This window comes from Dictyobacter alpinus (assembly GCF_003967575.1).
Taxonomy (GTDB): domain Bacteria; phylum Chloroflexota; class Ktedonobacteria; order Ktedonobacterales; family Ktedonobacteraceae; genus Dictyobacter; species Dictyobacter alpinus.
Genome location: NZ_BIFT01000001.1, coordinates 3,035,024 through 3,055,613 on the forward strand (window position 1 = coordinate 3,035,024; position 20,590 = coordinate 3,055,613).

Consider the following 20,590-nt stretch of genomic DNA (forward strand, 5'->3'; position numbering starts at 1 on the left):
AAATATTATGCGAGCTATTATTATCACCAGGCCTGGTGGTCCTGAGGTATTAGATGTGCAGTCAGTCGAGACGCCTGAACCCTTTGGTGATTGGGTGCGCGTACGGGTGCGTGCGGCTGGACTGAACCGGGCGGATCTTGCGCAGCGGGCCGGATTTTATCCTGCTCCTCCGGGATCGCCGTCAGATATTCCGGGTATGGAGTTTGCTGGTGAGGTGGATGCGGTCGGATCCCTGGTTACGCGTTGGAAACCAGGTCAGCGCGTGATGGGAATTGCCGGTGGTGGTGCTCAGGCGGAATATATATTGTCCCATGAAGGTATGCTCATTGAAATTCCTGAGAATCTGGATTTTGTGCAGGCTGCGGCCATTCCTGAAGTCTTTATGACGGCGCATGATGCGTTGTTCACTCAGGCGGGCTTGCGTATGGGTGAGCGTTTGCTGGTGCATGCAGTGGGTAGTGGTGTTGGAACAGCGGCGGTCCAACTGGCCCATGCTGCTGGCGCCACGGTCTATGGTACTTCTCGTACGCCTTCTAAATTGGAGCGTGCCAAACCATTGGGACTGGAAGTTGGTTTATCCGATCAGAATTTTGCGACTGAGATCAAGCAACTGACAAATGATGAAGGGGTACATGTGGTGCTGGATTTTGTAGGTGGCGGTTATATGGAACAGAATCTTGCCTCGTTGGCAAATTGGGGGCGCCTGGTGTTTTTGGCGACTCTAGGAGGAAGTCAGGCGGACGTAAATCTGGGAATGGTGATGGCGAAGCGCCTACAGATTCGTGGTTGTACCTTACGCTCGCGCACATTAGAGGAGAAGTTGACGTTAACACGGCTTTTCGCTACCCAGGTTGTACCTCTCCTCGCCAATGGTACTGTTTTCCCCATTGTAGAGGAGGTTTTTCCGCTACATGAGATTGGTCGGGCCCATAGCGTAATGGCTGAAAATCGCAATTTTGGTAAATTAATTATGCGCATCGACGACTAATATAATGTCAGCCTCACAAACTTAGCGGGAAGCGTGCAACCAGTCGCACTCGGGCGCTAAAGCGCCCATGCTTCTTTTACGTGTGGTGTCAAAAAGTGTTCGGAGAACACTTTTTGACACCACACGTAAAACCGTTGGAGCGCCAAAGGCGCGAAAAAACGATAAGCAGGTCATGGATTTCATACGAATCAAGCACGAGCCAAGACAGTGCTTGATTCCCATTCTCATCGGGGAATATACAACCAGTCGCACTCGGGCGCTGAATCGCCCATACTTCTTTTAAGAGTGATGTCAAAAAGTGTTCTCCGAACACTTTTTGACATCACTCTTAAAACCCCTGGAGCGCCAAAGGCGCCCGAGTGTGGCTGGTTTTACTCTCGCCGATATAAACATTACGCAAGGAAACGAATAAGCCTCATCAAGCTCACGAAGAAGTTGATGAGGCCTATTAAGTATCGATAGTTTATTGAGGGGGAGAGAGTTTATTTTCTCTATATATTCGACCGCCTGGAGCCGGTTTTCCGATAAGACATGCCAGGCATTGAGAGCGGTACCTGCACCTCTGCTGGCTTATGCATTAATGCATCTGTAATCGTATGCACAATCAAATTAGTGCGTTCCTCCCCTTCTGGTAACGAAGATGAGATAACACGGATAATTTCATAGACATTGAGCTCATTGGCTTCTCGCCGTAGTTCTTTAGCATAGTGATCAGCGCGTTTGTTTGCTGCGCGCGCCTGTGAAATGATCAGCTGTTGGGTGACGCCAGTGACGATATTTGCGATGGTAATAGCCCACTTTTCACTATTATTCACAAATAGACTGCTAGAATAGAGGAGAAAAAGTAAGATTGTTCCTAAAATGAACACAGTACCAGTGATGGCAATAATAAGACTAGTAAAAAACCAGCATTGAGCCTCAAAGCGGCTCTGCTGGTACATTTGCTCAAGAGCCATACCTTCGTCTGGCAGGTATGCCCCTTGTAGACGTCGAGAAAATGGTGGTTCGGCGTTCCTATTTTTATCCATTGTATTGCCATACCCCTCCTAGCCCATCCTGGACATCTGCGATCCTCATTGTGTGATAGTGATGAGAATTTATCCGTCCCCTTTATAAGAGGCTTCGGCTTCCAGATTGGTCTGCTGCTTTGGAAGCCCTAGTGAGTTAGCTATTAATAATTTTTGCAGCAGATGTTTGTGGGTATCATCTATTGTGAGTTGGGCGATAAATTGGGTAATCATTGAAAAATTACGTACCTCATTGAGTCCTTTGAGATAAAGATCTACCTGCTCATTGGCTTGTTGCGTTTGGTGAAAGAGCCAGGTAGTGATGCTGGCATTCATGATATTTATGGTAATGATAAAGCAGATGATGGGAAGAATATGTGTATTAAGTTGAAGTAAATATAAAAGGACAGGTAGGAAAACCGATAGTATAAGAATACAGGCTCCGATGGTTGCGGTCAGGAAACTACGGCTAAACCATTGGTTGGCTTCCTGCTGGCGCTCGGTATAGAGCCTTTCGAGTAAGCCTGTTTTTCGTTGGGAGGCATCTACGATACGTTGATAGGCTTTTTCCAATGGAACATGTATGACACGTCGATGATGACCTGTGATTCCGGCGTTAAGATCCTCTTCTAGCGCTTTGACAATGACGGTACCCGTCTCATCGACCTCTATCTTGAGTTCCAATGGTGCAATAATTTCATCATCTACGACCGCATTGCGGGCAATATCATTTAAAATAGCTTTCCGTGCAATTGTGTGTTGAGTAGTTGAATGTGTCTTGGCATTGATTGATGGTTGAGTAGTATGATATGGATGGATGGTCATTTGTTCATTCCCTTTCTTATTCCTCCACTATGTCCACGTTGCTCTGCTAGCGGGCTATTCTTCCAACCTACAGCATTTTCTTCTATGCAGAGCACCCCATCCCAGAAAAAGACTCATGACCTGGATGTACATTTTCAGATTATTACTTGATGAAAACGATTATACAGTATATTGTCTAGTTTATAACATTTTGAATTCTATTTGTCAAATCATTGCATATGCATGTATTTTTGCGTTTGTAGAATAGATTGGAGTGTAGATCGAAGAGGTGTGTGTGGTGAGCTAGAGAAGAGATGAAGATAAGCTTATTTACTTATCCTCATCATTGTAGAATGTGTCCAGTGTTTGCTGGTAGGATTGTTCTAGTTGTGACATGTACTTATGCCACTGGTTATCCAGTAGGAGTATTGGACGTTGTAGTGTCGGTTGATTCCTGAGTAGATTCAGTATTTCTGGAGGGGACTGGATCCCGAATGCGGCCAGATTATACTCGGCGATCTCTTGCGCATTATCATGCCAGATCATGGTGACGACTTCGCTGACTTCATGGCTGGTGAAAATACTCTGATTGGGAAGTTGTTGCTTAAATTTATGCCAGAGTAGGTTTACACGTGATGCACTCATAAGTACGTCTGTATGGAGATGACTACACAGCATCAAGTGGCGCCAGATGGCTTGACGTTGTAAGGTAGCGAAGGTTCGTGCATCTTGGAAGACCTCACTCTGTGCTGGATTATGATAGGTGTCATCAAGTGTGTTTTTTGCTGCTTGATAGCGAGCATAGGAGAGATGCAGATTGTGTAGTGCCGAGTAGAGATACAACAGATGTCTGGTAAAATCCTGAAGGATAATATCAAAATCTCCCTCTGCGTTGGTTAATTGCAGGTGGACTGGTTCCGTGATGGAAACATTATAGATATCTTCCTGAGGAAATTCCTGCATCAAGGCCGTATAAGCTTGTCCGATCTGTGTCGCAATCGTTGCATCTATCATCAGGTTGACACCTGTACGTATTCGACTTGAGCCGCCGTAGGCGCATAGAGTCCCTGCTACTGCCAGAGCAGTAGCGATATCTGTATTGGCGAATGCGCACTGTTCTATTTTTTGTTCATCCTGTATCTTCATGCATCAAACTCCTATGCCTCAGAAGAGGCATATTCCTGCTGCTGGTCTTGTGCTTTAGAAGAAACTTTATGACACCAAAGTATAACACGGTGGATTGAAATGAATGGTTACTCCGAAGGATAAAAAATGTTGATGGATTTCGCCTTGTCGAGCAAAGGGCTATGAATGCGTTGAGACAGGCTCTAGTATAAGGAGCCCTGTTTGTTGCTCTTGTCCTGTCACACGCGCTATTGTAGAACTGACGTTTTGTTGGAGGCAGAAGTTGATATCTTCGCCAAGTCCACTATTGATGACCTGTTGGATTGAATGACAATACTTTGCCAGTTGAGGGGGTGGATAGAGTTGATACAGGCTACTGGCTGCCGTAACACTTTCATGACAGATGATATCTGGTCGTTGATGCTGTATTTCTTGTGCGAGATAGCCAGCACATACCGTATCATCCAGCGCAAAATAGCCGTTTTCAGCGGCACAGACAATGGCGATATTGCTCTGTTGGCGCTGCGCGCAGGCCAGTGCATAGGCCGTGACAGCGTGGGCATTATAAAAACAGCCTGCCAGGCATATACTCTGTGGGGGACAGGCGTAAAAGGCCCGGGTACCGTTGGTTGTAGTCAAAATTAATTCTCGCTTGCTGAGATCAGCCCGCGAGAATTGTGCTGGTGAATTCCCATAGTCAAAGCCGGGTAGTGGCTGTGCGTTGCGTTCTCCACATAACAGACGACCAGGCACCAACTGCGCCGCCTTACGAGCCTGCTCAACCGTATTGGTGGCCAGTATACGTAGTGCTCCCCGCTCAAAGATAGTAGTGATAGCCGTGGTCGCTCTGATCAGATCAATCACAATATAGACATCTTCGATCGCTGGCCCGGCTGCATGGACATCTGCCGGGCTCATATGAATTGTTAATTTCACGCTCACGCCCTCAATTATGCTGATAAAATTCCTGACGCATCTTCAGGCTATTTTATCATCCTTGAGGAATGTGTGCTTATCATAATGTGGGTTGGAGCAGTTCTCGCTTGAGTTCTACGTCACGCAAGCTTTCATTTGTGCCATTGATCGGCAAGGCCAGTTGAATCTCCTGTATCCTACGCTCTGGTGTCTGTATCCAGCCACGTCCAGGCACGGCTTCTGTCGACAGGAGGGTGCTGCCAAACAGTTCACGGCGCTGCTGATCTTTCAAGTTTAGTCCAATTTTTGTGCTGCATTGGTTGATAATTTCCTGAGGAATATAGCGTTGATTCGTCTCGGTGCTTGTGATGACTAGGTAGATACCCAATGTGCGGGCCTCTATCACTGATTGGACCAACTTTTTTAATGGCATGGCAGTAGCAGTACGTTCTGCGAAGAACTGATAATTACTGATGACGACTAAAATCTGTGGCAGGATCATGCCCTGTGACCATAGTTGTGCCAGTGTCTGCGCATGTTGCTGGGAAAAAGTAGTGCGCCGCTGCTGAATTTCGGCCTGCACGCTCTCTGCGAAGTGCCGTAATTGTTCGTCTGCATGTCCGGTACTCCAGCAAGCGTCCCCATTTGAGTTATAAAGATGGGGTAAGGACTGGAAATGAGTAAGCTCGGCGAATGGATCCAGGATCGCGCAATGGAGTTGTTCGGGCAGGAAACGCGTGGTGAGCCAGAATAAAATGGTCTGTAAGGTAGTTGCTTTACCACTATGTTGTGCACCTGCGATCAACAATGGTCCACCTGTTTCATCTCCGCCAGTTCCATGCAGATTTATCAGGAGTGTCTCGCGCTGTTGTTCTGCAGGCTTATCGGTCAGTCCCAGTGGTATCTGCATCGAGGGCCTGATATTGTCACGGCTACGGCGCTCCAATACTTCTCGGCGCGTCATTGGAATAACCGCCTCACATTCCTGTTGCTCCATTCCAGTGTGAGTGGTTAACGATTGTTCAGGATAAAAAAGTACCAGTGGGTCTGGTTGCTGCTGATCTGGTGTTGGGAGCGGTTCAGGCCAATAGTAGATGCCGTCTTTGCGAGCACTATCTTGCGTATAGACGGAGCAGATACGCTCAATGGCGGCTTCGAAGAAGGGTTGCGGTTTGCTCATAACCGTTGGTTGTGTATGTGGAACTATAGGTGTTTGCACCATCTCTTACTTCCCCTTAAATGGTAACGATAATAGCGAGTTTAAGCGCGATTGGCCGGCGGCTATACGATCCTCATAGATGGGTGTGGTGACACGGGCCGCCTGAAACAGATCAAGCTGATTATCCCCATGTAGAAGATATGCGCGACCTGGAATACTGGCCGGCAGGTCGGCTGCATCTGTACGCCGTAGCACTTCCCTGCTTTCCTGAGGCGTTGCGCAGCGCAGACAGATACGGTATTGGACGGCGTCACGGATATTGTTATAGATGATTCCTTCGGGTCGCTGTGCAGCCAACAATAGATGCAGGCCAAGTTCAGGTTCCATGCCCATAATCATGAGTAACTCATCCAGTACAGCTTCGGCGTAGCGAACGATTTCGGTGAAACCATCGATGATAATAACGAGATGTGGAATAGATCGGCCTTCATTAAGGAAGGTTTTACGTTTACTGATTTCAGCGCGCAGCATGGCTGTAAAGCGTTGCCAGCCCGCTGCCGACGACATTTGTGTGAGTAAGCCAAGGGTATGGGGCAACTGGCCAAAGGGTTTTAAGGCCAGGCCAACTTTATGATCGAGCAGCAAAAAGTTGACCTCGGTCGGCTTGTAAAGGAAGGCTAGCGATAAGAGCATGGTTTGTAGCAATTCACTTTTGCCAGAACCTGTTTGACCGATCAGGAGTCCATGGGGACCATCTCTTAGGAGGTCCAGGTATTGTACTTCATCGCCAAAGGTGAGCCCGATCGGAATACGCAAAAGTGGCTGTGGCGTGCGGAAAAGTGGATCACTCCAGAGTACGAACGGATCATACGTCTGGATCTCTATCGGTGTATCCAGGATGCTGCGGATATCCACCTGTGTTCGAAGTTCCAACTGCTGGTTGGTACTGGATTGAAGAGATTGTAAGCGCAGAGCCAGTGAGCGTAAATCATCTAAGCCAATCCCGTCGAGTTGCATACACTGTTGGGTTGGTCGCTGTGGTTGGGTCAACTGGCGTATCCTGGCCTGTATGTTTACTTGTGGCATGGTTTCCGTTGACTCTGCCTTTTTCTGCCGTTTCGTTTTTATTTTATGTTGAGGTAGTAACGATGTTTTGTTCAGCAAGAGCTTTGGAGGATCTTCCTGCTGTAGATCGATGAGCAATTGACTGTTCTGTGGAAAATGGGATTGTTTGGTGCAGACACAAAGGACGGACACCCCCAATTGAGCTCCGTGATTAAGGGCCAGTGCCAATTCTGGCCGCCGTAGCGGTGAAACGGATAAGTGTGAGCGGCGGTATTGGGTTGGATGTGAAGGTGGAATGACCATATTTGGTAGGGCCGCTACTGATTGATCCAGATCTCCTGCCGTCTCAAAATCATCAATCACGATTAACAAATGTGGGTGTAGGGCAGTTTTTTGTAATGGTTGCATATCGTTAATGAGCACTTCACGCCGTCGGAGTTCGCGTGAGATAAGCGGCAACTGATCCATAATGGCCGTTGTGCCAATTGCACAGGTATGAGCTTGAAATGCCTCTTCCATTTGCGCACTGGAATGTCTGGCGTCATAGCGAACCGTATGTGGCAGGATTTCCGCCCATTGCCAGGTTCTCTCCTGTGAACGGGGTGCAAGGATAATAATGCGCACATCTTCCGGTGAGTGATGATAAACTAGCTGACTCAGGATCGCGTGCAGCAATTCCCTGGCTATAAAGAGTTTTGTACCCGGTCCATAGATGGTTATTGGACTCTGGTTTTGCAGATCTATCTGTAATGGTACATGTACCGTTGAATATTTTTCTAACAGCGCCTGTGCATAGTCCTTGTAAACCTGTAGACGACGACTTGTGATTATCTGGCCTTGTTCCTGTGGAGTCCAGATCTTATAGGTTGCTGGACGCTCCTGCAGACCAATACGAACTTTCATAAAGTCGCGATCCGCTGGTTGGCGAGCCCACAGGCTACTATTTTGCTCATTATACGTATTTTGTAATAGCGGTATAATCTCTAAATGCTCATAGATGGCGGACTTGAAATCATAGCGCGACAAAGGTGGATCCAGGTTCATGTAGGCCTGCCGCTCTTGCCAATGGCATGCTTTTAATTGATTTTCAACCTCCTGTAATTGCTGCAAATATTGCTGTAGTAACAATCGGTTACGCAGTAATATACGGATAGTTTTTACTAGAGATATGCTGAACAGTGCCAGCGCGATCAGGCCACCCGTGGCAAGACAGGGTAGCAGAAACATTCTGACTTCACCTGTTGCATTGAAGTGCGTGAACATATATCCATAGATAGCCAGTCCAACCAGACTTAAAAAGATAAAGGTCAAGATAGAAGATGATTGCGAATTTAGGAGTACCGGTGTTGTGGGTAGGAGGATTGTTTCCTCTGAAATTTCAGGCCATACCCGGGCTTTTCGCGTAATGATTGAAGATGGCTGTTGGTAAGACATTGCGACCCCTTCTCAACTTATCCATTCCCATGTGCAAATGCATCCAATTTTTGGAGTAATCTCCAATTTTTTGCGGATTTAAACAGCTTACATTATCCTAACATACAACAATGTCTGTAGCAAATATAATAGTGATTTTGTCTTATTTGCTGTGTCTATGTTCTGGTTCTGGGTAACTTGTGCTTAATGATCTTTTACTTTTCCTATGCTTACTGAGGAACCTCTCACTAGCCACACGCGGGCCCTGAAGGGCCCAGCCTTCTTTTACGTGTGCTGCCAAAAAAAATGAGCAAAGCTCATTTTTTTGGCAGCACACGTAAAAATTCAATAGGTGTGAGGGATTGGCAGCACACGTAAAAATTCAATAGGTGTGAGGGATTGGCAGCACACGTAAAAATTCAATAGGTGTGAGGGATTGGCAGCACACGTAAAAATTCAATAGGTGTGAGGGATTGGCAGCACACGTAAAAATTCAATAGGTGTGAGGGATTGGCAGCACACGTAAAAATTCAATAGGTGTGAGGGATTGGCAGCACACGTAAAAATTCAATAGGTGTGAGGGATTGGCAGCACACGTAAAAATTCAATAGGTGTGAGGGATTGGCAGCACACGTAAAAATTCAATAGGTGTGAGGGATTGGCAGCACACGTAAAAATTCAATAGGTGTGAGGGATTGGCAGCACACGTAAAAATTCAATAGGTGTGAGGGATTGGCAGCACACGTAAAAATTCAATAGGTGTGAGGGATTGGCAGCACACGTAAAAATTCAATAGGTGTGAGGGATTGGCAGCACACGTAAAAATTCAATAGGTGTGAGGGAGGGTGTGTGGGCGGCCGCGGCCGCCCACACACCCTCCCTCACACCTATTGTAAGCGAGCGCCGTAGGCGCGAGGCGTAAGCCTAAGAACACCCATAAAACGCCATACAAGAATAAAATAAGCTCAACAGCGCTTTAGTTTCTCTTCTCATCTGTCGATCATAGATTTTGAAGATAAAAGTAATCTTCATGACGACCTACTATATCAATAAGCGCCGATGAGATTCCTTGCATGATAAGTATGTCGTCTTTAGGACACACTTACTGAACGGTTTGGATGAGAATAAGAGGTGCCTCGTGCTGAATGATCAATCCCCTCCAAATGTTCTATCACCCGATATGGAAAATTCTGAAGTTGTTGGTTCAACAGAGAAATTAACGCAAGCAGTGTCGCCATTACATCAAGATAAGGATAGCGGTAGGGGTAAGCAAAAAGCATGGTTCAAGGGTCACGTGAAGTTTCTGCTTCGTCTCTTTTGTAGTATCAGTCTGGTCGTTGTACTACTAAAGTCGATTTCATGGCCCGAGCTCTGGCAGCAGTTGCCACATCTGGATAGTGGTGTGCTTCTTATCGGGGTCGGATTGGGTTTCTATGGTGTGATTATTAGTTCCTACCAATGGCAGTGTTTACTGGCGGCTGAACAGATTCACATTGATCTCAGGCACTTAATTAATTTGTATCAGGTGGGGATTGCCTTTAATCATTTTCTTCCAACCGGTATGGGGGGAGATGTGGTGAAGGCTTACTATATTGGTAAAGAAGGCAAAAATACGGTCGGCTCGGCCAGTGCGGTCGTGATGACACGCATCAGTGGTTTTTTTGCGATGGTTCTGATTTCGTTACCAACCTTGATTATCTGGCATACGCTCCTGACGCGACAGATAGGCATCAGTTATAGCTTGATTTGTCTGGCTTTACTGGTTGCTCTGGCACTAGCCTTTCTGGGCGTCAAGTATATTCCGCACTGGCTGCAACCATCCTGGCTACAGAAGCGCATGGTTCAATCCTTGCTAGCGATTGGTACCACATTGCGCCACAGTATCGCACGTCCACGTATAATGGTGAATGCAACATTCTATGGCTTGTTATACCATTTCGGTTATGCCTTAAACTTCTATCTGTATGGTCGCCTGCTTAATGTGCATGTTCCGCTGTCCTTCTACCTGCTTGCCATCCCCTTTGTCTCTCTGGTTGCCTTTGTACCCTTTTCGATCAATGGCTTTGGACTTCGTGAGGGAGCCTTTGTCATCATTTTTTCCTCAGTTCATGTGCCAATGCCCACAGCTATGTTGCTGATCCTCTTAATGGATGCCCAGGTTCTTCTCTTTGGCATTATTGGAGGCGTAATTTATCTCTGTTCAGGTGGCAATAAAAAAGATATTCATGCTCCCATATCAGTCAGAACTTCTTAGATTGTGTTTGAATGCTTCTTTTAAATGTGGTGTGAAATCGTGTGCAAAGCAAGCGATTTCACACCACATTTAATTTAAGACCTCTGATCTTTTTTTTGATTTTTTTGGTCCTTGACCAGGGTGAGATGTGACTCTGTGACTCTGGCTGGTATTACTTTGACACGTGAGATCCGTAATCCGTCCATCTCGTCGACGCGCAATTTATAGCCGCCAAAAGGAACTGTATCACCCAGCGCAGGTAGGCGATCTAGCTTTTCAAAGATATAGCCTGCCAGAGTATTGGCATGCATTTCATCAGTCTTCTCTTCTTTACTACCGAATTGATCTGAGAAGCTGGAGAGGGACATCAGACCATCGACAGAGATTGAGCCGTCTGGCAGGTTCTCAATCTCATGGCGTACCCCACGATCATTGGTATCAAATTCATCCTGTACTTCACCGACCAGTTCCTCGATGATATCTTCCAGAGTAATAATACCTGCGGTTGAGCCATACTCATTGATGACCACAGCCATGTGGATACGCCGGGTGCGCATCTGGGATAGTATGACATCTAATGAAGACATTTCGGTCACATAGAGTACCGGGCGTAGCATGTTGCGCAGGACAAAATTATGGTTGGTCTGATTAGACTGGGATTGAAAGACGTCTTTAATATGAGCCAATCCAATAATATTATCTAAAGACTCTTCATATACTGGAAGGCGCGTATAGTTTTCGCGTGCGAATGTTTGTGCCAGTTCTTCACGGGATATTGTATCGGGTACCCCAATGACCTCTGTGCGTGGCACCATAACTTGCTGTGCCGTTTTATCGCTGAAGTCAAATACGTGCTGCAGCAGTACTTCTTCCTGACGCTCTAAAAGGCCCGCTTCGCGACTTTGAGTTACCAGCATCTCCAGTTCTTCAACCGAATGGACTGCGGCATGCTCGCCCCCGGCTTGTAGTCCCAATAAACGCACGGCAAAGTTACCGACGCCATTCATGGCAGAAATAAAAGGATTAAAGATACGCGAGAAGATGTAGAGTGGTCGAGCCACAAATAATGCGGTACTCTCGCTGCGTTGTAGCGCAATAGATTTTGGGACCAGTTCCCCCAGAATAATATGGAAAGCCGTGATTATAGTGAAGCTGATTACTACTGCCACGGTATGGCTGATGGTTTCCGCATCTTGCCCACCGATGCCTGCGAATAACGGCTCAATCAGATGGGCCAATGAAGGTTCACCGATCCAGCCCAATGCCAGACTGGCCAGCGTAATACCTAACTGGGTGGCTGCGATAAAGGTATCAAGATGCTGAACTTGCTGTTGGACGACTTTGGCTGTAACATTTCCTTCATCAACAAGCTGTGTGATCCGTGTTGAACGAACTTTTACCAGGGCGAATTCTCCAGCCACAAAAAATCCATTCGCAGCAACCAGAGCAAAAACGGCAACCAGACCTAAGAGTGAACTGACATCCACTGAATAATTTCCCTTTCCCCACTCAAAAACAAGTAAGTGCATAGATGAGATATGCCAGAGCGAACTTGTTCCATGGCATTTACTCATTTATACGACTGAGCAAACAATTTGTCATATATACTACACAATTTAAACACGACCAACAAGCTAGAAAAATGAATTTGGATCAGTATATTACTACGCAAAAAAAGCCATTCATCAGATGAGATGAATGGCTTTTTATTAACTTTGATTGAGCGGCTGAAAAATTTAGGCTTGTTTTTTACCTGTGTGCTTCAGCATCTTCTCTACAAACTGTGGATGTTTCTGGATGGCGGCGGTGATCGCATCAGCACGTTTCTGTGTCAGATCACCAGCGCTAACAGCCTTTTTCAAGACACTGTTAATGGTATTTTGTACCAGGGTCTTCAGATCGTTGCTGGAGACATGCTGGGCTGTCGCGATAGCTGTCAGGTTCTTGCCACTCTTCAACTGGGCTGTTAGCTGATCGCTGCTCAAATGTAGTCCCTGTGCCAGTTGCTGGAGAGCATCGGTATGATACTTTTTGAATATTTTAGCAGCAGGTGAGGCCTTGGCTTTACCCAGGTTGGGACAGGACTGTCCTTTGCTATTGGCGATGCGTTGTTTGATCTTTGTGGCCTGTGCCTGTTTCAGCTTGCCATCCTTCACCATCTGGTCGATAACATCGCTTGAGGCGCCTTTACGAGCCTGCTGGAGGGTATCAACCGAGATATTGAGGCGCTTGGCCAGATCTTGCTCGAATTGTTGACAGTATGCTGCACCTTTTTTTGTATTTGTGGCTGTCGCCGTGGGCGTTGCCGCATTACTGTTTGCTGAGGCCATCATTGGCATCAGGAAGAAAGCTCCAGCCATTACTGCCAGCATGATCAACGCGCCAGCAGCACCAGCTAACATTACTAATTTTCTTTTAGTAAGATTTTTCATTCAGAAGGCTCCTTTTATATGTATACACTTCTTTATGTAGCATATATGATGTATGCTTTCAACTCTTAAAACTATCTTTGTGCCATCGCTATTGGTACGCTTCTATCATAGCGTTGAAATCTTCGAGATACATCTATGAATATTCAAGAATTGCTCAAGATTTGTCGGCTATCACAAAAGATCCTGTTTTTCGCCCCTGGATATGCTACTATGAACATAAGGATGAGCCAGATTTTTCAGGAGTGTGATTGATGTCCCAGAAAATTTTGTTGATTGAAGATGAAGAAGGTATTGTTCATCTTATCAATTTATATTTAAAAGATGCCGGCTATGATATTGTGGTGGCCAGAGATGGAGCTGATGGACTGGCCTTGCATGCCCGTGAACATCCTGATCTGGTGATTTTAGATATTATGTTGCCGGCGATTGATGGCTTTGAAGTTTGCCGCAGGATCCGCTCCTGGTCCAAAACGCCAATCTTGATGCTGACCGCCCGTGGTGATGAAGACGATCGGATCGCTGGTCTGGAGATCGGTGCTGACGATTATCTGGTCAAGCCATTTAGTCCTCGCGAATTGGTGAGCCGGGTGCGGGCTATTTTACGTCGGGTGGGAGCGCAAGACGTGGCCGATGTGAAATCCACCAGAGAGCCGCTCGCAGCTAAACGTGAAAGTGAGTCGGCCCTCTCTTTTCCAGGTCTGACCGTTGATCTACTGGCTCGTCGGGTCATGGTACAAGGACAGGAAGTAGCCCTGACACCAACCGAATTTGACTTGTTGGCTCTGTTGGCCCGCTCACCGGACCGCGTTTTTACGCGTGAAGTGCTGATGAATAAGATCTGGGGCTACGATTATCTGGGTGATGGACACACTATTGATGTACATATCAGCTCATTACGTAAAAAAATAGAAGTAGATCCACAGCAGCGCTATATTAAGACCGTCTGGCGTGTCGGCTATCGTTTTGAGGCTAAAGCTCGTGCGGTTGCCAGTTCATAGAGGAAAAAAGGTATGCGTCTACGTTGGTGGCAGAATATTCGCTGGCGCCTGGCTTTAGGCTCGGTAATTGTAGCATTGCTCTCATCAAGTCTCCTGGCTCTCACAGCCATCCTGGTTATTGGCTATTACTATAATGTGGATCAGCAGTCGCGCATCAGCTCATTGGCCACTGATCGGGCACAAAGCGTTGGGCTTGTGTATGACCATAATAAAAGTATCTTGGATGGCAATGCCTCTGATACTGCACAGGCCCGCTTAAAAAAGGTGTTGACAAATCAGACAACCCTGCTGGTCCTCTCGATTAGAGCCGTTTCAAAGAATGCCTTCACACAAAATAATGCAGGTTCAGAACACCTTTATCTTTTCTTGAATGCTCAGGGCAAGCTTGTTTATCCATCAGGAATGACGCGTGGCAATGCCTTTAACGTCATCCAATCATTTTTGAATGTACAAGATCCTACGCATCCCAATGCCGATCAAGCCAGACTGAAAGTCGCGATTACTAGTGCTTTACATGGTCATGGAGAAGGTGGTGTCTTTGGTCATCAGACACCAGTGGATGCCTCGATGCCTTTTTATGTCGCGCCGATCTTTGCGAATGAACATGAATCTGGCACTCCACCTACGGTAATTGGAGCAGTGATTGTGACGCCATTCTCCAATGCGATACCAGGTTTTGTGGTGACGGTTGGGATCGCCGTTCTGGTGGCGACGCCCATTATTGCCATCCTGGTGGCGGCTGTTGCCATCTTTTATTCACGTACAATTACACGTCCCCTGGCGAAATTGACTACCGCCTCGCGTGTTCTGGCCTCGGGTGATTATGATGCTCGTGTGAGTGTGGATGGTCCTGGAGAACTGGGAGAACTGGCTCATACCTTCAATGATATGGCAATTCAACTGAAAAAAGACGTAGATGAATTGCGACGGCAAGAGGTCTGGCGTCGCGAATTGATTATGAATATTACCCATGATCTGGCCACACCATTGACCGCGATTGCAGGTCTGGGAGAGGCCCTGGTAGATGGTATTAATCAGAGTCATGAGGAGTATGAGGCGACAGGCCGTATTATTGTTCGTGAGACGTTGCGCCTGCGGCGGCTGGTACAGGATCTGCATGTGATGGCTAAGGTCGAGGCGGGCGCGCTACAGCCAAAACCAAAGCCACTACGCCTGGCGGTCCTCGTCGATGAAATTCTGGCGGTCCTGGTTACCGAGTTTGAGCGACAACAGGTTGAACCAGTCAATGCGATTTCTTATAGCTTTCCTGCTTTAGAAGTTGATCCTGATATGTTGACCCGCGTCTTTGCGAACTTATGTAATAATGCCTTAAATTATACTCCCAGCGGAGGCATGATCACCATTGACGCCACGCAGCAGGGGAATATGGCCGTTGTGTCGGTGACGGATACGGGTAGTGGTATTCCTGAAGAGGCCCTACCACGCATCTTTGATCGTTTTTATCGTGCCGACAATGCTCGCCAATCCAAAACAGGTGGCAGTGGACTTGGTCTAGCCATTGTACAAGCCATCGTTGCCGTTCATGGTGGTAGTGTCTGGGCTGAAAACACACCTGACGGTGGAGCCCGTATCTCATTTACGCTACCCCTCCAGCATACTGGCGCTCAGCATGCACTTACACAGCCATTACTGCAAACTCAGAAATAAGCTGTTGACGTGTCAATAGTTTATTTTGTGTTGTATATAAGAGCTGCTAGTGTGGGCCTTCAAATGGAAGAACCCGGATTGCTTGCCCGGAAGTTAGTAACGCAGATCTATAAATGCTCGCATTGCCGTGGTATACTTTGACGTACAGCACTCAATTCTGCAAAGTATAAGAGTGCGTTGACCTCGAATAGCCAGGGTAGTGGGGGCGGTGGATTTATACAACAATACCTGTTTCCTGCTTTAAAAACAAAGAAGTAAAAAGAGAGCGTTGATGACATCACACAAACCTTCTATATATGATCGCAAATTTTTGCATCATGTGCCCTCCTTTGATGCGGACAGTCAGGACTTACTCCATATCTTGCGCACCACTACTCTCAATGTGAGTAGCCTTTTTCCAGATATCCAATGTACTGTGGCGCTATTAGACCCTTCCGCTACTTCCTTGATGCTGTATTCCAGCAGTCAGGCCACTACAGATAAGCTGCTCTCTATCCCTTTTCAGCCAGATTCCAGTGTGGAGGGATGGGTGATAGAACAGCGTACAGCACTCGCGTTGCCTGATGATAGTTCCGATAAGTGGACACAGGATTTCGCTCTGGTGGATGAAGCTGCTTTGTTCTCGGTTCCACTGATCTATCAGGATATTTGTATTGGTGCATTGACGATTACCAGTGAAATGCCCGTTGTATTTTCCGAGCAAACGCGACATATTATTTCAACCTTCGCTAATCAGGCTGTACCAGCCATCTGGAATGTGCAACATCTGCGCACGATGCAGCAGATGGGCGCACAGCTAGAGCGAGATCAGCACTACTTGCGTACGATTCTGGCTGCAAGTTCCGATGGTATTGCGATGATCAATGATCAGCAGCGTTTCATTGAGGTCAATCCTGCTTTTGGCCAGATGTTTAACTTGCCGTCAGAGCAACTGGTGGATCGTACCTGTGCTGATATCTTTGGCTGCCACAATGAGCCAAAACCAATGTGTTGCCATCACGGCTGTATGATTGAGCACGCATTATCTCATGAAGAAGCCCTGGACTACACAGAAGTTGATATTCACACCGCTGGCTCTAATCGCTTGCTGGGTATCAGTGTGACGCCAGTGGCGTTAAAAAATGCACCTGTTTGTCTGGTGGTTGCACGCGATATGACAGCTGTGCGGGATGCTGAACGCGGTAAGGCCAAATTCTTATCGATGATCACGCATGAACTACGTTCACCTTTGAATGCCATCAATGGCTATCTGGATCTCCTACTGAGTGGTGTGGGTGGTGAGCTAACCCCCGATCACCACGAGTTTGTCCAACGAGCGCGGGCTGGTAGTGAAAACTTATATGCGCTCCTTGAAGATCTACTATTGATCTCACGCGCGGACTCGGGACAGATGCGGCTGAATCGAGAGCTGATTCGTTTACCGGACGTGATTGAGAATGCAGCTGAGGAATTAGAATTAACGGCGGCGGATAATGGTATACAGATGCATATCGATATTGCTCCTGACCTACCACGTTTATATGCCGATGCTGTGCGTTTACAGCAGGTATTGCGTAATCTCATTAATAATGCTCTGCAATTTACGCCTGCTGGTGGTAGTGTCTTGATTTCCGCCAAGCGGGCTGAGGTTGGACATAGTGTGTCCGCTACCTCTCTTGAAGCGGACGATGAACCGCAGGCAATGCTACAACTACAGGTGAAAGATACAGGATGTGGTATTGACCCCGAATTCCACCAACGTATTTTTGAACGCTTCTTCCAGGCCCCCAATGATCGTATCAGGCAAGCTGGAGGACAAGGATTAGGTCTGGCGATTGTAAAAATGCTCATTGAACTGCATCATGGCACTGTAACTATTGAAAGTACGCCAGGTCAAGGAAGCACATTCACCTGTCTTTTACCTTGCCTGTTAAATTAAGAAAAGACACCTGGTACCGTCTACTCTATGTTCATAGAGCCCTACGTTTACTCAACCATATTTATGTCTCCTTAATGCTTTGCCCTTGACGCGTTTATGATTGCGTGCTATGCTCAAATTATTCCAATATGTTCCTTGCTGCTGAGAAGCCAGGAATACGGCTCGGTAATGTGTAGGCTTTTGTACATAAAAAGGAGACAGACTGTGGGTATGCTACGAGTCATGTCCCGCCGTGGCGACGATCGAATTATCTGGAATACCCAACAAGTAGAAGCCCAGGATCCAGAAGCTGTGGCGGCCATTCAAGAAGCTGAGCGCATCTTTACTGATGAGCGTAAAAAGGGAGCCACTGCCTTCAAGGTAGAGTCGGGTAAAACTGTAGAGCGTATTGACAAATTTGATCGTACCGCCGAGCAAATTGTCCTTGTACCTCGAGTTGTGGGTGGGTGAGGAGTGTAATTCGCTATGTTGGAGACGCTAAGTTTATTCCTCGGTATCTGGTTGTTGTTTCTCCTGCTTGCGATTTACTACCTCTCACAGTCCCCTGATGGGAGCGTAGGCCGTTTACGTGAGTCGGTGAGCGAGCACCTCTCAGCCGAGAGTCGGGCAAAAGCACTTATGCGCGAGATGCTCTCTGAGAATCAGTACCAGCAACTAATCAAGTTTGGTTACCTTGAAGTGTCGAGCCCCACAATTGATAACCGGGTGTATCGGATTCCTGGTGGCGGAGGTCTGGTAAAGGTATACGAACGTGGCTGTGCTGTGATGGAGTTATGCTTACAGCCGGCTGAACCGCTACCAGATGGTGATGTTGTGGTCATGCATAAGTTGATGATCGAGGCAAATGAACAAGAGTATCTGCAGAAGGCGAACCACTTCGCGCCCGGCATAATTTCTTTGCGTTGCCAGCATCTTTAGCGTCCACTTATGCATAACCTACCGTTCAAACAAACTGCATACAACTATATGGGTCGCACGAGGTCGAAGTCCCAATCACTACCTCGTGCGGCCTATCATATTTCTTGTTCAAGATTCACCCCTCCCTCGTTCTAATAATGACACCTTGCTTTATTGCCACAAAACATACACAATATGGGGCAGGGAGTAAAATCCCCCAAAGAGCTGGGAGGTGCAGGAGGGCCGGCGAGGCCCTTCTGCCGGGGCGCGGGGGTGTCCCCCGCCAATCCCCCTCTCCCCCTTTCCCGCCGCAGGCGGGAAATCAAACGGTTGACCATTTACACACAATCAATGGAGATATGTTAACAATGACTACTGGAGAGCGCAGTTCCCAAGAAACATCCATACTCAAAAGCACCCAGGAAAAAATCACAGAACTACAAACCCTACAAGAAGGCGCCATGCTCGGAGGAGGTGAAAAGCGCATCGCCGCGCAACACAAAAAAGGCAAACTCACCGCACGCGAGCGCCTCGACCTCCTGCTAGATCCAGGCAGCTTCAACGAACTAGACATGTTCGTAACCCATCGCACCAACGACTTTGGCCTTGAAGACCAAAAGATACCGGGCGATGGCGTCGTAACCGGCTACGGCAAGGTTGACGGCCGCCTCGTCTACGTCTTTTCTCAGGACTTCACCGTCTTTGGCGGCTCACTCTCAGAAGCACACGCCGAAAAGATCTGTAAAGTCATGGATCTGGCGATCCGCAACGGTGCTCCAGTCATTGGATTAAATGATTCCGGTGGTGCCCGCATTCAAGAGGGTGTCGTGAGCCTGGGTGCCTACGCTGATATTTTCTTGCGCAACACCCTGGCCTCTGGCGTAGTGCCACAGATCTCTGCCGTAATGGGACCCTGTGCCGGTGGTGCCGTCTACTCTCCGGCCATTACAGACTTTATTTTTATGGTTGAAGAGAGCAGCTATATGTTTGTGACCGGCCCCAACGTCTTAAAAGCGGTGACACATGAAGATGTCAACTTTGAAGACCTGGGAGGAGCCCGTGTACACAATAGCACCAGCGGCGTCGCCCACTTCTCAAGTCCTGGTGAACCCGAATGCCTGGGTATGATTCGGCGACTCATCAGCTATCTTCCTTCCAACAACGTTGATGATCCTCCAAGGTATGCGCCTAAAGATACGCCCGACCGTGTGATTGATGAGCTCAATCAGATTATTCCCGACCATCCAGGTAAGCCCTATGATATGAAAGAGGTTATTCATCATATTGTTGATGATGGAGATTTCTTTGAGGTGCAGGAGCTATTTGCGCAGAATATTCTGGTTGGTTTTGCGCGTCTAAATGGCCGCTCGATCGGTATTATTGCTCAGCAGCCACGTGTGCTGGCCGGTGTGCTGGACATCAATGCATCGGATAAAGCGGCGCGCTTTGTGCGTTTCTGTGATTGTTTCAATATTCCGATCATCACCTTGGAGGACGTACCAGGTTTCTTACCAGGTGTGGGTCAGGAGCATAACGGAATTATTCGCCATGGTGCAAAATTGCTCTATGCCTACTGCGAAGCCACCGTGCCCAAGATTACAGTGATTACGCGTAAAGCTTATGGTGGTGCTTATGATGTGATGAGTAGCAAGCATATTCGTGGCGACATCAATTATGCCTGGCCGACCGCCGAGATTGCGGTCATGGGAGCCGATGGTGCCGTAAATATTCTCTTTAAAGATGAACTTGATAAAGCTGCCGATCCTGAGCAGCGCCGTAAAGAATTAATCGCCGAGTATAATGCCAGGTTTGCAAATCCCTATATCGCAGCCAGCCGTGGTTATGTTGATGAGGTAATCGAGCCTCGCTATACACGTATTAAACTGATCAGTGCTTTAGAGATGCTGAAAAATAAACGCGACACCAATCCTCCCAAAAAGCACGGTAATATTCCTCTTTAGTAAACCG

Annotated in this window: 16 protein-coding genes; 8 read left to right on the top strand and 8 right to left on the bottom strand. The window is 47.3% G+C overall.

The features are described from left to right. Window positions 1-7: 7 nt before the first annotated feature. The gene (locus EL633_RS12025; protein WP_126627409.1) at window positions 8-988 is read left to right on the top strand and encodes an NAD(P)H-quinone oxidoreductase; all 981 of its coding nucleotides are present in this window, start codon (window positions 8-10) and stop codon (window positions 986-988) included. Window positions 989-1,479: 491 nt separating this feature from the next. Here EL633_RS12025 and EL633_RS12030 read toward each other — a convergent pair whose 3' ends face one another. The 6 genes from EL633_RS12030 to EL633_RS12055 form a co-directional block, all read right to left on the bottom strand. Continuing rightward, entirely contained in the window at window positions 1,480-2,016 is a 537-nt protein-coding gene (locus EL633_RS12030) for a hypothetical protein (RefSeq protein ID WP_126627410.1), read from the bottom strand. Between the two features lie 69 nt (window positions 2,017-2,085). Continuing rightward, window positions 2,086-2,820: a hypothetical protein gene (locus EL633_RS12035; protein ID WP_126627411.1), complete on the bottom strand. Its 735-nt coding sequence runs from the start codon at window positions 2,818-2,820 to the stop codon at window positions 2,086-2,088. A 309-nt stretch (window positions 2,821-3,129) separates the two neighbouring features. After that, a complete protein-coding gene (locus EL633_RS12040) occupies window positions 3,130-3,945 on the bottom strand; it encodes a hypothetical protein (protein WP_126627412.1) in 816 nt (271 codons plus the stop codon). Window positions 3,946-4,104: 159 nt separating this feature from the next. Beyond that, on the bottom strand, window positions 4,105-4,860 hold the full coding sequence (locus EL633_RS12045) for a 2-phosphosulfolactate phosphatase (protein WP_126627413.1): 756 nt from the start codon (window positions 4,858-4,860) through the stop codon (window positions 4,105-4,107). Between the two features lie 79 nt (window positions 4,861-4,939). Beyond that, the gene (locus EL633_RS12050; RefSeq protein ID WP_126627414.1) at window positions 4,940-6,061 is read right to left on the bottom strand and encodes an FtsK/SpoIIIE domain-containing protein; all 1,122 of its coding nucleotides are present in this window, start codon (window positions 6,059-6,061) and stop codon (window positions 4,940-4,942) included. A 3-nt stretch (window positions 6,062-6,064) separates the two neighbouring features. Continuing rightward, on the bottom strand, window positions 6,065-8,497 hold the full coding sequence (locus EL633_RS12055; protein ID WP_126627415.1) for an FtsK/SpoIIIE domain-containing protein: 2,433 nt from the start codon (window positions 8,495-8,497) through the stop codon (window positions 6,065-6,067). A gap of 1,117 nt (window positions 8,498-9,614) precedes the next feature. On the opposite strand from EL633_RS12055, the gene EL633_RS12060 reads away from it, so the two are divergent. Next, window positions 9,615-10,730 carry a lysylphosphatidylglycerol synthase transmembrane domain-containing protein gene (locus tag EL633_RS12060; protein ID WP_126627416.1) on the top strand — a complete coding sequence of 372 codons (1,116 nt, stop codon included), beginning with the start codon at window positions 9,615-9,617 and terminating at the stop codon, window positions 10,728-10,730. Between the two features lie 74 nt (window positions 10,731-10,804). On the opposite strand, the gene EL633_RS12065 is transcribed toward EL633_RS12060, so the two are convergent. Both EL633_RS12065 and EL633_RS12070 read right to left on the bottom strand, forming a co-directional pair. Beyond that, window positions 10,805-12,196, bottom strand: a complete 1,392-nt coding sequence (locus EL633_RS12065; protein WP_161982098.1) for a hemolysin family protein — start codon at window positions 12,194-12,196, stop codon at window positions 10,805-10,807. Window positions 12,197-12,445: 249 nt separating this feature from the next. Then, entirely contained in the window at window positions 12,446-13,141 is a 696-nt protein-coding gene (locus tag EL633_RS12070; RefSeq protein WP_126627418.1) for a hypothetical protein, read from the bottom strand. 251 nt (window positions 13,142-13,392) lie between these two features. Between EL633_RS12070 and EL633_RS12075 the strand changes: the two genes are divergently transcribed. The 6 genes from EL633_RS12075 to EL633_RS12100 all read left to right on the top strand — a co-directional run bounded on the left by EL633_RS12075 (window position 13,393) and on the right by EL633_RS12100 (window position 20,583). Further along, a complete protein-coding gene (locus tag EL633_RS12075) occupies window positions 13,393-14,139 on the top strand; it encodes a response regulator transcription factor (RefSeq protein WP_126627419.1) in 747 nt (248 codons plus the stop codon). Between the two features lie 12 nt (window positions 14,140-14,151). After that, window positions 14,152-15,807, top strand: coding sequence for a sensor histidine kinase (locus EL633_RS12080; protein ID WP_126627420.1), 1,656 nt, complete (start codon window positions 14,152-14,154; stop codon window positions 15,805-15,807). A 271-nt stretch (window positions 15,808-16,078) separates the two neighbouring features. Beyond that, complete coding sequence (locus tag EL633_RS12085; RefSeq protein WP_126627421.1) at window positions 16,079-17,725, top strand: GAF domain-containing sensor histidine kinase; 1,647 nt, start codon at window positions 16,079-16,081, stop codon at window positions 17,723-17,725. Between the two features lie 210 nt (window positions 17,726-17,935). After that, entirely contained in the window at window positions 17,936-18,175 is a 240-nt protein-coding gene (locus EL633_RS12090; protein ID WP_246039214.1) for a hypothetical protein, read from the top strand. A gap of 15 nt (window positions 18,176-18,190) precedes the next feature. Next, window positions 18,191-18,643, top strand: a complete 453-nt coding sequence (locus EL633_RS12095) for a hypothetical protein (protein ID WP_126627423.1) — start codon at window positions 18,191-18,193, stop codon at window positions 18,641-18,643. A 347-nt stretch (window positions 18,644-18,990) separates the two neighbouring features. Further along, window positions 18,991-20,583 carry an acyl-CoA carboxylase subunit beta gene (locus EL633_RS12100; RefSeq protein WP_126627424.1) on the top strand — a complete coding sequence of 531 codons (1,593 nt, stop codon included), beginning with the start codon at window positions 18,991-18,993 and terminating at the stop codon, window positions 20,581-20,583. Window positions 20,584-20,590: the final 7 nt, after the last annotated feature.